A 13,903-nucleotide genomic window follows, 5' to 3' on the forward strand; every position below is an offset into this window, starting at 1 on the left:
TTGCGAATCATTTTCGCTTGCACTATGCTGAAGCCTCCCACGAACGGAGACTTCCTATGCTTAGAATTGGCGCGCTGATGGCAATGATCCTGGTGTCCGGTTCCGCGCTGGCCAGCGCGAAATGCCCCGCGCACCCCAAGAGCGAATGGATGAAGGAAAGCGACGCCCGCGCCAGGATCGAAGCGCAGGGCTACAACATCAAGAAGTTCAAGGTAGATGGAAACTGCTACGAGATCTACGGCACGACCAAGGAGGGGAAGAAGGCGGAGATCTATTTCGATACCAAGACACTTGACGTGGTAAAGGCGGAAATAGAAAAGTAACGTCGCGCCTTCCTGTACCCGCGCCGTGAAGCCGCCGCGCCCGTCCGTCCTGGTCTGGGACCCCATTGTCCGTATCACGCACTGGGCCGTGGCGGCACTGGTGCTGTGGGACCTGTACGAGGATTCCGGCGGGCCGCTGCACCGCAATCTTGGCTACGCGGCCGCGTGCCTGATGCTGGTCCGCGTGGTCTGGGGAATGGTGGGCAACGGCGCGGCGAATTTCCGCGAATGGGTTCCCGGCCGCACAGGCGTTGTCGCATACATCAAAGCCGCTGTTGCCGGGCATCCGCCCCGCTACCTTGGCCACAATCCACTGGGCGCGACGATGATGCTGGCGCTGTGGGCCCTCATCCTCTCACTGGCCGCCACCGGCTGGATATCGCGGCTGGATATGTTCTGGGGCGAGGACTGGCCCAAGGACGTCCATGGCATCACCGCATACGTGCTGTTGGCGCTGGTGTGCGTCCACATTGGCGCCGCGATTCTCATGAGCCGGCTGCACAAGGAGAACCTGACCCTGGCCATGGTGACCGGCAGGAAGCCGGCGGGGGATCAAGGCAACCCATCGCCGGAGGATGAATCCGCACGCCCAGCGGGCTCACCAGCGATCCCGAACTCCCCTGCTGTATTGCCGGACCGCCGCGCGTAGTATCCCCACGAACTGCTCCATGGCATCCGACGGCCGCTCATTCTTCCGGGTGGCAATGCCGTAGCCCGCCATGGCGCGCAGGATAGCGGCAGCTCTGCCACTTTTCCATCCCAACGCGAAAGATATGTTGCAGTGCAACATATATACGCCTATGCTTGAGCATACGCTGGATCGGCGAGAAACAAAGCCTACCCAGACGCCCTCATGAATGCGAGTGCGCCCCCCGTGCTTGTCGCGGCCTGACCTGTTCAGTCGTCGGCAAGCTGGGCCTCTACCCGACGAGTCTTCGAACGTAGAGCCCCAGGATCCTCACCCTCTTCCACTGTCCGGATCAAACGGACACCCAAGGAAAACACCTTGCCTTCTTCCGCTATCTCCCAGCCCGTCATTGATGTTTCCACAAACTGGTCGCGCCTCTTTAGTGAAATGTGCGAATTGCTCCAGGCGACGATCCATGTCGTCACCGTTCGCACAACGCGCATGGCGATTGCGGGTCCGTCGCCTGATGAGCAGGACCGGCGCGAATTCAGCCTCATGAGTGTTGAAAAGGGGGAGGCCGCATCCGAATCGATGCTTGCGATGCAATCGGGATTGATGAATCTGACCATCGTGCTCGCAAAGGACACCAGCGATCATCTCTGGGCTACATCCGCTGCAGCTACGACGCTGGCGTCGAGTCGTTCGGCCGAGCAATGGTTCGAACGCCAGATCGAACTCTTGAGGTTGGCAACCGACTTCCCCGCCAGTCCCCTGCAATTGGTCAGTTCGGCGACATCCCTGATGCAGGAGATCCTCGCGCCGATTCACGGCCGTGCGACGGCAAATGCGAGACGCCTGAGCGCGGCATGAACGCCATCGCTGGCGATGCTCGTGGCCCGTGCTGAAGTTCAGCTTTTTCGGGCCGTAGCCAGGTACTTGGGTTGGCCAGCCATCGCACCTGCGACCGCATCGCTGCCACGATCCCGGCCGATGAGATGTTGCAGAAGCGCACCAGCCGCGGAGCGGCAATGCTTTCCAGCCCTTGCATGCTGGGCAGCTTTTGCTATCCTTCGCCGGTGCGCTGCAACTGAGTCCAGCCTGCAGGCGCGCATTTCCAACCAGACACGACTATGGCCACGAAAGCAAAACCTGTAGCAAAGACTGCCACGAAGACCGCTGCAAAGAAGGCTGCTCCGGCGAAGAACGCCGCTCCGGCCAAGAAGGCTGCCGCGCCTGCCCCGGTCGCCAAGCCGCTGAAGGACACGTTCACCAAGTCCACCCTGCTGGCACACCTTGTCGCCCAGACCGAACTGGACAAGAAGACCGTGCAGACCGTGCTTACCCATCTTGAAAGCACCATGGTGGGCGCGATTCACAAGAAGGGCGCGGGTGAGTTCACGCTGCCGGGTCTGTTCAAGGTGTCGGCCATTCAAGTGCCGGCCACGAAGAAGCGCTTCGGGAAGAACCCGTTCACCGGCGAAGATCAATGGTTTGCCGCAAAGCCAGCCAGCGTGAAGGTGAAGGTGCGTCCGATGAAGAAGCTGAAGGACGCCGCGCTGTAATCGCGCGCCTGGCCAACCGGCCGTCCCGAAAGAAAAGACCCGGAATCTCGCGATTCCGGGTCTTTTTTTCATCGCTGGACTACAGCTCGCAGATGCCTCACGGCTCCTGCATCGTCACCCCATATCCCGCAAAGATCCGCTCCAGCGTGCCCTTCTTGCGCAGCGCGTTCAGCGCATTCTCCAGCGATTCCGCCAGGTCCCTCTGGCCGGCCTTGATGGCCATGCCCACGGCCCAGCCGCGCGGCGGCAGCAGCGGCGAGCTGATATCCGCCGTGGCAAAACGGACGGCGGATTGATCGGCGGCCTTGAGCGCGCTTTCGTATTGCGCGCGCGTCACCATCGCCGCAGCGATCTCACCGGCGAACAGCGCGCGCAGCGCGTCTTCGGCTTCGGGGTAGATCCTGACCTTGTCGCGCAAGGCGCCGCCCGCGCCGGCCAGCAGGGCATTGGCGCCGGCTGAGCCGGCGGCTGCGCCGGTCGGCTGCCCGGCCAGGTCCGCCAGGTTGCGGACGGCCGGCAGGCGCTGGCGGTCCAGCACCAGCACGAAGGTCTCGCGGTAATAGGGCGCGAAGATCAGCGCCTTGTCGTTCTCGCGCATGAAGGCCCGGTCGACCGGTACGTGCAGCATCACGTCCGCCGGGCCGTAGCCCAGGTAATGGCCGCGCCAGACCATGGCGCGCAGGTCGTCCGACATATTTTCATCGGCGTCGAACGGCAACAGCGACACCGACAAACCCAGCTCCTCGCCCAATGCCCTGGCCAGCGCCACATCGATGCCCGCGTACTGGCTGCCCGCCGCCGCGGAGAACGGCGGCAAGCCTTTGTAGACCGCAACTTTCAGGGTGCCACTCTGGCGGATCCGGTCTAGGTCTGCCATGGCGGGCTGCATGCCGAGCAGTGCGATGGCAGCCAGCAAGGCGCCGCACAGCCAGCGCATGGCATTGGCCGCGGACGCCGGCGGCTGGATCACGGAACGCCTCGGGCCACGGGCAGGGCTGGCAGGCATGGGGGTCTCCTCACGTTTTTATTGGGCCCCGCCACTGCGGGGCCGGAAGCAGGACGATGGCAAAGGATCTGGCAGACCCTCCCCTCACTCCCGCCGCGATTCCAGGTAGGTCTTGATCGCCCACACCGCTTCCTGGCTCAGCACGCCGTCAAATGGCGGCATGTACACGCGCCCGTCGCGCGTCCGGCCCTTGCGCACGGTGGTGGTGTAGAACTGCGAGATCTCGCTCATGCACGCCTGCTTCTTCTTGGCATCGGCCAGCGAGGTGCAGTCGCTGTCGAGCTTGCGCAGGTCCGGCGCGATCCCGCCCGACACCGCTTCCAGGCCGTGGCAGCGCGCGCAGTTCTGGTTGTAGGCCGAGCTGCCGATGCGCATGGCTTCATCGTGCGCGGCGCCGGTCCGGTAGGGATTGTCCGGACGCCATTCGTCGCCAAGCGGCGGCAGTGCCTTGGTATCGACGGCTTGTGGCGTGACGTCGCCGTGGGCCAGCACGGTACCGGCCGGGACGACAGTCAGGGTTGCGCAAAGCGAGAGCAAGGCAAGCAGGCGGCGCTGCGTTTTCATGGGTGTCTCCTACGGTGAATGGTTTTGCTCTGTTGTTTGCCTCCATTTCCGCAAGAGCCATACCAGCGGGCCGGCAAGGACGCGCGCCCGGTTTTTACGGGCCTTGCGGGGCCTGCGCCGGCATGTGCAGCGCAGCATCGGCTGCCCGCTGTCCCGGAATGCCACACTCTGGCAAGTGTTTTGCTTCATGACGCAACACTGTCGACCAAGCCCCGGTGAAGGCGGCGAAGGCGCCGACAGCGACCCGCGCAAAGATCGCGGGCGATTTTCCACAGGAGACACAGAGATGACCTTGCAAGCGGAACCTGTCCGCGCCCAGGCGGCTGGCGCGGCCCAGCCCGAACGCGCCGACCTGATTGCCCAGGCCCACCAGCGCTCGGCCGCCTACGGCCTGCGCCCCTACGAGTCGCCGGACTTCTGTCCGGTGCTGCAAAGCGAGCTGAAAACGCGGATCGAGCGCAGCCAGTCCCTGTTCACCTACGCGCTGCCGGTGATGGAAACGCTCTACGACCAGATCGTGAACACGCAGAGCATGGTCATCCTGACGGACGCCGACGGGCTGATCCTGCACTCGCTGGGCGACGACGACTTCCTCGCCCGGGCCGACAAGGTGGCGCTGCGCCCGGGCGCGGACTGGTCTGAAGCACGCCGCGGCACCAATGCCATCGGCACGGCCCTGGCTGAGGACCGGGCCACGCTGGTACACGGCGCCGACCACTTCCTGGAGGCCAACCAGTTCCTGACCTGCTCGTGCATGACCATCCTCGATCCCTATGGCAAGACCGTCGGGGCGCTGGATGTGACCGGCGACCAGCGCGGTTTCCACAAGCACACCATGGCGCTGGTGCGGATGTCGGCGCAGATGATCGAGAACCAGCTGTTCGGCAACGCCTTCCGCGACATGATCTGCATCCGCTTCCATTCGCGCGCGGAGTTCCTGGGCACGCTGGTGGAGGGCATCGTCTCGTTCACGCCCGGCGGCCGCTTCCTGTCGGCCAACCGCAGCGGGCAGTTCCAGCTTGGCCTGTCCAATGGCGCGCTGCAGGCGCACACGTTTTCTTCTCTGTTCGGCCTGTCGATGTCGCAGCTGTTCGATGCCGTGCGCGCCGCGCAGGCCGGCACGGTGCAGCTGCAGTTGCCGAGCGGCGTCAAGGTCAGCGCGCGGGTCGAGTCGAAAACCTCGCCCGCCGGGGTGGCCGCCCGCGGCGCGTATCCCGTACACGCAGACGACCGGGACACGCCCATCGTGCCACGCAGCCTGGCCGCCGACCCGGCACGGCCGGCGGGGCTGGATGACCTCGACACCGGCGATGCCCAGATCCGGGCGGTCATCACCAAGCTGCGCAAGGTGATCGGCAAGGACATTCCGGTGATGGTGCTGGGCGAAACCGGCACCGGCAAGGAATTGATGGCGCGCGCCATCCATGCCGACAGCCCGCGCCACGCCGGACCGTTTATCGCCGTGAACTGCGCTTCGATCCCCGAGAACCTGATCGAGTCGGAGCTGTTCGGCTACGAGGAAGGTGCTTTCACCGGCGCCCGCAAGAAGGGCGGCATCGGCAAGATGCTGCTGGCCAACGGCGGCACGCTGTTCCTGGACGAGATCGGCGACATGCCGCTGCACCTGCAGGGCCGGCTGCTGCGCGCGCTGCAGGAACGCGCGGTATCGCCGCTGGGCAGCAGCAAGGTGATCCATATTGACGTGTCGCTGGTCTGCGCCACCAATCGCAACCTGCGCGAGCTGGTGGCCAACGGCCAGTTCCGGGAAGACCTGTACTACCGCCTCAACGGGCTGGTGGTGCGGCTGCCGGCGTTGCGCGAGCGCAGCGATCTCGACGTGGTGGCAAACAAGCTGCTGCGCCAGGGCCAGGCGGAAAGCCACGCCGCAAGCGAACCGCCCCGCATCGCCGCCGAGGTCATGGAGTTATTCCGCCGCTACCACTGGCCGGGCAATATCCGCCAGCTCTGCAACCTGTTGCGTACGGCGCGGCTGATGGCGGAAGGCGAGGCCGAAATCACCCCGGACCATTTGCCCGACGACTTCCTGGACGACCTGCGCGAGCGGCAAGGGACGGCTGCCGTGCCCGTGACCCAGCTGCTGCCCGGCGCGCAACCCGGCGCACTGCCGGCGCGGCTGGCCGATGTCGAGGCCATGGCCATTGTCGCCACGGTGAAGGCGCACAACGGCAATATCTCGGCGGCGGCCAAGGCGCTGGGCATCTCGCGCAACACGGTCTACCGGAAGATGGAAGAGGCTCGGGGGCTGCCGCATCCGGCGGGCTGATCTTCACGGCCATCCGCAGCCCCGGCGGGCATCGCGCCGGGAAAGCCGCGCCGGGTCAGCGTCGTCATCGTTGCCAGCCGGCTGCGCGGATGGCAGCCGCCAGGGCATCGCGCATGACGCCACTGGCAAGGTGGCCGCCGGCCACCCATTCCAGTCGGGCGCCCGGCATGGCCGCCTGCAGGCGCAGCGCATTGGCGGGACGGCACACCGCATCGGCACGGCCATGCAGCACCGTCACTGGCAGGCCTCGCGCGGCAATCCGGCGCGCCGCCTGCAGCAACGCTGGCTTGCCCAGCCTGGCGCGGTTGCGCAGGTAATGCGCCTGGATGCGGTACTTGTTGACCGCCGCGTCCAGCCCGCGTCGGGACTGGCGGCGGCAATGCAGCCGGGGCGACAGACCCAGCAGCGCCTGTTCGCTGGCGCGCCACGCCGCGGCAGTGTTCCATTTTTGAACAGTCGTACCACTTTGCAACAGCCGTGACACAGTGAGCAGCCGGGCCCGCGGATCGGGCAGGCGTTCGCCCCGCGGCTTGACGCATTGCAGCATGCGGCGCCTGCCATGGCGCGGCGCGAACAACGCGAACACGTCGTCACGTCCGGTCAGGAACGTGCCACGCAGCACCAGCGCCGCCACGGCGTCCGGGCATTGCGCCGCATATGCCAGCGCGAGCGCCGCACCCCACGATCCGCCCACCACACCCCATCGTTCGATACCCAGGGTCCGGCGCAACTGTTCGAGGTCCGCCAGCAGCGCGCCCACGTTATTGCGGCGCAGGCCACCTGCCGGCGTGGATCGTCCCGCGCCGCGCTGGTCCGGCATCACCACGCGATGCCGTTCATGGTCGAACCATCCCGCCATCGCGTCAGAGCAGCCGCTGCCAGGCCCCCCATGCAAGACGAGCCATGGCTCGCCATCCGCGGGACCGATCAGTCGTACATGCATCCGCTGCGCGTCCGGCGTACGCAGGAAAAAACGGTCCGATGTCATGGGTGCGTCGGGCATGGATGTTGCCTTGTCAGCGAGGCGGCAGCCGCGCTGCCGTACCAGGACGATATTCACTAACCATGCCACCCAAGGAGACAGACATGACATGGACCACGCCCGCCTACACCGAGCTGCGGCTTGGCTTTGAAATCACGATGTACATCGCCAACCGTTGATCGTGCATGCGGTCGGGCAGGCGCAATGCCCGTCTTGCAGGCTGTTCAGCTAACGCATCGACTTCTGTCGTCATTCCCGCGCAGGCGGGAACGACGGCGGTAAATGCCATGACCCACCACAAAGCGCTCGCGCCATGACAACCATCCGGGTACTGGGGTCGGCCGCCGGCGGCGGCTTTCCGCAATGGAACTGCAATTGCCACAACTGCGATGGCGTGCGCCGGGGCTCGGTACGCGCCACGCCGCGCACGCAATCCTCGATCGCGCTGCACGGTGACGGACCGGACGCGATCCTCATCAACGCGTCGCCCGATATCCTGCAGCAGCTACGCCAGTCGCCTGCGCTGCAACCGGCGCGCGCGCCGCGCGATACCGCCATCGCCGCGGTCGTGCTGATGGATGCGCAGATCGACCACGTGACCGGCCTGCTGATGCTGCGCGAACACCGCCAGGCGCTGCCGGTCTACGCCACCGCATCCGTGCTCGACGATCTTGGCGCGGCCTTCCCGCTGACGCGCATCCTGTCGCACTACTGCGGGCTGCAGACGCACGCCCTGTCCTGCGACGGCACGCCGTTCTCGATACCGCCGCTGGACGGCGTGACGCTTACCGCCGTACCGCTGCAGAGCAAGGCCCCGCCCTACTCGCCCAACCGCCACGCGCCCCGCCCCGGCGACAATATCGGCCTGCGCATCGAAGACCGCCGCAGCGGCCGCCGTGCCTTCTATGCGCCCGGCCTCGGCCTGGTCGACGACCACGTCTTCACCGAGCTGCGCAGCGCGGACATCGTGCTGGTCGACGGCACCTTCTGGCGCCACGACGAAATGCAGGCCCTCGGCTTCTCCGGCAAGACCGCCGCCGACATGGGCCACCTGCCGCTGTCCGGCCTCGGCGGCATGATCGAAATCCTCGACCGGCTGCCCGCCAGCCGCAAGATCCTTATCCACATCAACAACACGAATCCGGTGCTGGTGGAAGACGCGCCGGAACGCGCCGTGCTGAAGCGGCACGGCATCGAACTCGCCTACGACGGCATGGAGATCACGCTATGACAGAACCGATCGCATGGAGCCCGGCAGAGTTCGAAGCCCGCCTGCGCGCCAAGGAAAGTGGCTACCACATCCATCATCCCTTCAACCAGCGCATGGCCGCGGGGCAGTGCTCGCCCACGCAGATCCGCGCGTGGGTGGCCAACCGCTTCTACTACCAGGCGTGCATCCCGTTGAAGGATGCCGCCATCCTGTCGAACTGCCCGGATCGCGACACCCGCCGGGAGTGGGTGGTGCGCATCCTCGACCACGATGGCTCCGACGCGCAGCCCGGCGGCATCGAGGCCTGGCTGCGCCTGGGGCTGGCGGTGGGACTGGAACGCGAGGCACTGGTCGAACACCGGCACGTGCTGCCCGGCGTGCGCTTCGCGGTCGACGCCTATGTCAATTTCGCGCGGCGGGCGCCGTGGCAGGAAGCCGTGTGCTCGTCGCTGACGGAGATGTTCGCGCCCGAGATCCACAAGGAGCGCCTGGCGGGTTGGCCAACGCATTACCCGTGGATCGATGCAGCGGGCCTGGACTACTTCCGCTCGCGCATTCCGCTGGCCCAGCGCGACGTGGACCACGGCCTGCGCGTGACGCTGGGCTACTTCCGCACCGCGGCGCAACAGCAACGCGCGCTCGATATCCTGCAGTTCAAGCTCGACGTGCTCTGGTCGATGCTCGACGCCATCCAGCAAGCCAACCCATGACAGCCAGCGCTCCCGAACTTGCCAGACCGGTGCTGCACCGGACCTTCCGCCTCCAATGGGAGGAGTCCCAGCAAAGCTGGGTGCTGCTGTACCCGGAAGGCATGGTCACCCTCAACGACAGCGCCGCGGCGATCCTGCAGCGCTGCGACGGCGGCCACACGCTGGACATGCTGATCGACGACCTGCAGGCCGCCTTCGGCGTGCAGGGCATCGCCCCGGAGGTACATGCCTTTGTCAAACATGCAATCGAACGCGGCTGGCTGGTCTGAGGTGTCGCCAGGCCCGCCACTGTGGCTGCTGGCGGAACTGACCTACCGCTGCCCGCTGCACTGCGCCTTCTGCTCCAACCCGGTGGACTATGCCCGCAACACGGTCGAGCTCGATACCGCGCAGTGGTGCGACGTATTCAGCCAGGCCCGTGCGCTGGGCGCCGTACAACTTGGCCTGTCCGGCGGCGAGCCGCTGCTGCGCAAGGACCTGGAGGCGCTGGTGCGGCACGCGCACGGCCTCGGCTTCTACACCAACCTGATCACCTCGGGCGTGGGTCTGACCGACGCCCGCCTGGCCGGCCTGCGTGAAGCGGGCCTGGACCATATCCAGCTCTCGTTCCAGGACTCCACCCGCGAGCTCAACGACTTCCTCTCCAGCACCCGCACCTTCGACCTGAAGCAGCGCGTGGCCCGGATGATCAAGGCGCACGGCTACCCGATGGTGATGAACTGCGTGCTGCACCGGCACAACCTGGCGCATGTCGGCACCATCATCGAGATGGCGTTGCAGATGGACGCCGAATACCTGGAACTGGCCAATACGCAGTACTACGGCTGGGCCTGGGAGAACCGGCTCGCGCTGATGCCCACGCAGGAGCAGCTGCGCGACGCCGAGGCGGTGGTCAAGCAGTACCGCGCGCGCGTCGGCAGGCAATGCCAGATCCTGTTCGTGGTGCCAGACTATTTCGAGCCGCGGCCCAAGAAATGCATGAACGGCTGGGGCACGACCTTCCTTGGCGTCGCGCCGGACGGTACCGCGCTGCCGTGCCATGCGGCGCGCATGCTGCCGGGGCTGGTGCTGCCGAACGTCACCACGCAGAGCCTGCGCGCGATCTGGACCGAAAGCGATGCGTTCCGCCGCTTCCGCGGCACGCACTGGATGCAGGAGCCCTGCCGTTCGTGCGACCAGCGCGAGGAGGACTACGGCGGCTGCCGCTGCCAGGCCTTCCTGCTCACCGGCGACCCTGCCGCGACCGATCCTGTCTGCGATCGCTCAGGCGAGCACGAAAAGGTCAACGAGATCGTGCTGCAGGGCCGGCTGGCAGCTGTCCAGGCGCGTGACCGGGCCTACCCGATGGTGTTCCGCAGCGACGGCAACTCACTGCGGCTGAGCAGCGGCCAAAAGTAAAAAGCCCCGGCCTGGCGCATGCCAGGCCGGGGTATCGCCCACACCCTGCTGCCTTAACCCACCTTCAACACCCACTCCGCCAGCTTCTTCGCATCGTCCTCGCCAAGACTGCCGTGCGGCGGCATCGGAATCCGCCCCCACACGCCCTTGCCGCCTTCGCGGATCTTTTTGGCCAGCCGTTCGGCCGCCTGCTCATCGCCCTTGTATTTTTCCGCCACCTCGGCAAATCCCGGTCCCACCAGCTTCGACTGCATGCCATGGCAGGAAAAGCAGCCGTTCTTGTCAGCCAGCGCTTGCATATCGGCCGCCGTGGCGCCTGGTGCCGCGCAGAGCAGCAGCACCGAAGCCGCGGCTGCCTGCGCCATCCATTGATTCTTCATACCTGTGTCCCGCTGTTTCGTGTTGCAACCGCGCCCGCGGCACGCCGGCGTCCGCCACCGGCATGCCGCGGACAGTTTCCGTGCGCGCGCGTTCAGCTCTTATGCAGCTTGAACACCCACACCGAGCCGCCCTGCTCCAGGAAATTCACCCGCTTGGCGACCTCGCCGCCCCATAGCGGCACGGCGCCGCCCCAGCCGGACACTACGGCCACGTACTGCTCGCCGTTGTCCTCCCACGTGACCGGCGGTGCCACCACGCCGCTGCCGGTCTGGAACTGCCAGAGCTCCTTGCCGGTCTTCGCGTCGGCCGCCTTCAGGTAGCCCTCCGGCGTGCCCCAGAACACCAGCCCGCCGGCGGTGGTCATCGCGCCACCCCACAGCGGCGCGCTGTTCTTGACCTCCCATACGATCTTGCCGGTCTTGGGATTGATGGCGCGCAGCGAGCCGATGTAATCCTCGTTCAGCGGATGGATGGTGAAGCCGGCGCCAAGGAAGGCAGCGCCCTTCTTGTAGCTGATCGGCTCGTTCCAGATGTCCATGCCCCATTCGTTGGCGGGCACGTAGAACAGGCCGGTCTGCGGGCTGTAAGCCATCGGCTGCTGGTTCTTACCACCGAGGAAGCCCGGCGCCGCGAACACGGACTTGCCTTTCTTGGGATCGCTGCCGTTGGCGGGGTCGCCAGGGCGGCCTTCATTGATGAAGTTGGGGCGGCCGGTCTTCAGGTCGATGCCGGTGGCCCAGGTGATCTTCCTGACGAAGGGGAAGGCGTTGACCAGCTTGCCGTTGGCCGCGTCGTTGACATAGAAGAAGCCGTTGCGGTCGGCCTTGCCGCCCATGCGCTTGCCGTCCAGGTCGAAGGTCACGAACTCATTGACCCCGTCAAAGTCCCAGCCGTCGTTCGGGGTGTTCTGGTAGTGCCAGACGATCTTGCCGGTGGTCGGGTCGATCGCCACCGTCGATGCGGAGTAGAGGTTGTCGCCCTTACGGATATGGCTGTTCCACGGCCCCGGGTTGCCGGTGCCGAAGTAGACCAGCCCGGTCGCAGGATCATAGGTGCCGCCCAGCCAGGTGGCCGCGCCGCCGGTCTTCCAGGTTTCGCCCGGCCAGCTCGCGCCCTGGGATCCAGTTACGCCATTCTCGGACTTGTTGCCCTCCTTGTCGTACTTGTAGCCCATATGGCCTTCGACCACCGGCCGCGACCACACCAGTTGCCCGGTCTTTGCGTCGCGCGCATCGACCCGGCCCACCACGCCGAACTCGCCGCCGGAGATGCCGGTCAGCACCATGCCCTTGACGATCAGCGGCGCCGCCGTATAGGAATACCCGGCGGCATAGTCCTCCAGCTTCTCCTTCCACACCACCTTGCCGGTGTTCTGGTCGAGCGCCACGAGCTGCGCATCGAGCGTGCCGAAGATCACCAGGTTGTCGTAGAGCGCCGCGCCGCGGTTGACCACGTCACAGCACGGCATGATGCCTTCGGGCAGCCGGTGCTCATATTTCCACAGCTTGCGGCCGGTCTTCAGGTCGAGCGCGTAGACGCGCGAGTACGAGGCCGTCACGAACATCTTGCCGTCATGGATCACCGGCTGCGATTCCTGCCCGCGCTGCTTCTCGCCGCCGAACGAGAACGACCAGGCCGGCACCAGGTGGCTGACGTTCTTCGTATTGATGCGCGACAGCGTGGAATAGCGCTGGCCTTGCGGGCCCATGCCCCACGACAACACGTCGCCGGGGGACTTTGCGTCGTTTTCGATCATGGCATCGGTCACCGCCGCCTGCGCGGCCAGACCTGCCATGGCAGCCGCAACTGCCACCACTGCTCGTAATGTCCTCATTGCCTTCTCCTCTCTTGTTTTGGTTTCCCTGGTGCGCCAACACCAGACATGCCTTTGGCAATTCCCATGCCAATTGCAAACCCGCGCAAACGGGCCCTCTGCGGCCTGGTTGCGTTGTTATCGCCGTGCCAGCGCGCAACACTGCGTTGCAGTTGCTCCAGGATTGAACAGTGCACAGAAGCCAGCACTGCGCAACGCCATCGGCCGCTCATGCCTGCTGACGGCGGCGCGCCATGCCGCGCTGCGGGTCGTAACCCTGCAGCGCCAGCACGAAGAACACCACGGCGCTGCCCGCGACTACTGCCAGGCTCACCGGTGCCGTCTGCCCGTACAGCGCAAAGCGGATCGCCTCGACCGCGTGCGTGAAAGGGTTGAAGCGGGCGAGCTGGTAGACCACCTCCGCGCCCGACTCCTGCAGCTTCCACAGCGGATACAGCGCCGAGCTGACAAAGAACATCGGGAAGATCACGAAATTCATGGTGCCGGCAAAATTCTCGAGCTGGCGCACATGGACCGACAGCAGCAGCCCCAGCGCACCCAGCATCAATGCCGCCAGCGCCATGGCACCCGTCGCCGCCAGCAAGTCGAGCGGCTCGAAGCGGATGCCAAAGACCATCGCCACCAGCAAAAACGCGGCCATCTGCAGCAGCGACAGCACCGTGCCCGCCGCCAGCTTGCAGCCCAGCAGCCAGCCGCGCGGCAACGGCGCGGTCAGCAGCAGCCGCATCACGCCCATCTCGCGGTCGTACACCATGGCAAGCGACGACTGCATGCCGTTGAACAGCGCGATCATGCCGAGCAGGCCGGGCGCCACGTAGACCTTGTATTCGATATAGGTGTCGTAGGGCGGCGCAATGGCGACGCCCAGCGCGTTCTGGAAGCCCGCGGCGAACACCAGCAACCACAGCAGCGGTCGCACCAGCGACGACAGCAGGCGCCCGGGCTGGCGCAGGTACTTGCCCAGTTCGCGGCCGCAGACGGCACGCAGCGCGCGCCAGCGATGGATCAGGATCGAGGCCAT

15 protein-coding genes and 1 pseudogene are annotated in these 13,903 nt (G+C 65.9%); 10 read left to right on the top strand and 6 right to left on the bottom strand.

Going from position 1 to position 13,903, the window contains the following annotated elements; genetic code table 11:
- Positions 1–56 precede the first annotated feature (56 nt).
- From K307_RS36950 to K307_RS36965, 4 genes and pseudogenes are all read left to right on the top strand, one after another.
- On the top strand, positions 57–323 hold the full coding sequence (locus K307_RS36950) for a PepSY domain-containing protein (RefSeq protein ID WP_042886052.1): 267 nt from the start codon (positions 57–59) through the stop codon (positions 321–323).
- 25 nt (positions 324–348) lie between these two features.
- Positions 349–864, top strand: a pseudogene (locus K307_RS36955) (cytochrome b/b6 domain-containing protein); the annotation flags it as partial.
- Positions 865–1,329: 465 nt separating this feature from the next.
- The gene (locus K307_RS36960) at positions 1,330–1,821 is read left to right on the top strand and encodes a polyhydroxyalkanoate granule-associated phasin (protein WP_230626304.1); all 492 of its coding nucleotides are present in this window, start codon (positions 1,330–1,332) and stop codon (positions 1,819–1,821) included.
- Between the two features lie 260 nt (positions 1,822–2,081).
- A complete protein-coding gene (locus K307_RS36965; protein WP_042886055.1) occupies positions 2,082–2,513 on the top strand; it encodes an HU family DNA-binding protein in 432 nt (143 codons plus the stop codon).
- Between the two features lie 97 nt (positions 2,514–2,610).
- Here the strand turns inward: K307_RS36965 and K307_RS36970 are convergent, their stop codons facing one another.
- Positions 2,611–3,519 carry a substrate-binding periplasmic protein gene (locus tag K307_RS36970; RefSeq protein ID WP_051975342.1) on the bottom strand — a complete coding sequence of 303 codons (909 nt, stop codon included), beginning with the start codon at positions 3,517–3,519 and terminating at the stop codon, positions 2,611–2,613.
- 84 nt (positions 3,520–3,603) lie between these two features.
- A complete protein-coding gene (gene pedF, locus K307_RS36975) occupies positions 3,604–4,083 on the bottom strand; it encodes a cytochrome c-550 PedF (protein ID WP_042886057.1) in 480 nt (159 codons plus the stop codon).
- Between the two features lie 286 nt (positions 4,084–4,369).
- Between pedF and K307_RS36980 the strand changes: the two genes are divergently transcribed.
- On the top strand, positions 4,370–6,367 hold the full coding sequence (locus tag K307_RS36980) for a sigma-54-dependent Fis family transcriptional regulator (RefSeq protein ID WP_042886058.1): 1,998 nt from the start codon (positions 4,370–4,372) through the stop codon (positions 6,365–6,367).
- A gap of 64 nt (positions 6,368–6,431) precedes the next feature.
- On the opposite strand, the gene K307_RS36985 is transcribed toward K307_RS36980, so the two are convergent.
- Entirely contained in the window at positions 6,432–7,370 is a 939-nt protein-coding gene (locus K307_RS36985) for an alpha/beta fold hydrolase (protein WP_042886059.1), read from the bottom strand.
- 83 nt (positions 7,371–7,453) lie between these two features.
- On the opposite strand from K307_RS36985, the gene pqqA reads away from it, so the two are divergent.
- The 5 genes from pqqA (at position 7,454) to pqqE (ending at position 10,667) form a co-directional block, all read left to right on the top strand.
- On the top strand, positions 7,454–7,528 hold the full coding sequence (pqqA, locus tag K307_RS46975) for a pyrroloquinoline quinone precursor peptide PqqA (RefSeq protein WP_012355514.1): 75 nt from the start codon (positions 7,454–7,456) through the stop codon (positions 7,526–7,528).
- 134 nt (positions 7,529–7,662) lie between these two features.
- Complete coding sequence (gene pqqB / locus K307_RS36990) at positions 7,663–8,580, top strand: pyrroloquinoline quinone biosynthesis protein PqqB (RefSeq protein WP_042886060.1); 918 nt, start codon at positions 7,663–7,665, stop codon at positions 8,578–8,580.
- Positions 8,577–9,269 (top strand): pyrroloquinoline-quinone synthase PqqC, encoded by a 693-nt coding sequence (gene pqqC / locus K307_RS36995; RefSeq protein WP_042886062.1) that lies wholly within the window; start codon positions 8,577–8,579, stop codon positions 9,267–9,269. The genes pqqB and pqqC overlap by 4 nt, the downstream gene beginning before the upstream one ends.
- Positions 9,266–9,538: a pyrroloquinoline quinone biosynthesis peptide chaperone PqqD gene (gene pqqD / locus K307_RS37000; RefSeq protein ID WP_042886064.1), complete on the top strand. Its 273-nt coding sequence runs from the start codon at positions 9,266–9,268 to the stop codon at positions 9,536–9,538. The genes pqqC and pqqD overlap by 4 nt, the downstream gene beginning before the upstream one ends.
- Positions 9,510–10,667 carry a pyrroloquinoline quinone biosynthesis protein PqqE gene (gene pqqE / locus K307_RS37005; RefSeq protein ID WP_196251682.1) on the top strand — a complete coding sequence of 386 codons (1,158 nt, stop codon included), beginning with the start codon at positions 9,510–9,512 and terminating at the stop codon, positions 10,665–10,667. The genes pqqD and pqqE overlap by 29 nt, the downstream gene beginning before the upstream one ends.
- 53 nt (positions 10,668–10,720) lie before the next feature.
- Here pqqE and K307_RS37010 read toward each other — a convergent pair whose 3' ends face one another.
- The 3 genes from K307_RS37010 to K307_RS37020 form a co-directional block, all read right to left on the bottom strand.
- A complete protein-coding gene (locus K307_RS37010; RefSeq protein ID WP_051975343.1) occupies positions 10,721–11,047 on the bottom strand; it encodes a c-type cytochrome in 327 nt (108 codons plus the stop codon).
- 92 nt (positions 11,048–11,139) lie between these two features.
- Complete coding sequence (locus tag K307_RS37015) at positions 11,140–12,882, bottom strand: PQQ-dependent methanol/ethanol family dehydrogenase (RefSeq protein WP_042886067.1); 1,743 nt, start codon at positions 12,880–12,882, stop codon at positions 11,140–11,142.
- Positions 12,883–13,090: 208 nt separating this feature from the next.
- Positions 13,091–13,903, bottom strand: coding sequence for an ABC transporter permease (locus K307_RS37020; protein ID WP_042886069.1), 813 nt, complete (start codon positions 13,901–13,903; stop codon positions 13,091–13,093).

This window comes from Cupriavidus necator A5-1 (assembly GCF_000744095.1).
GTDB classification, from domain to species: Bacteria; Pseudomonadota; Gammaproteobacteria; order Burkholderiales; family Burkholderiaceae; genus Cupriavidus; species Cupriavidus necator_A.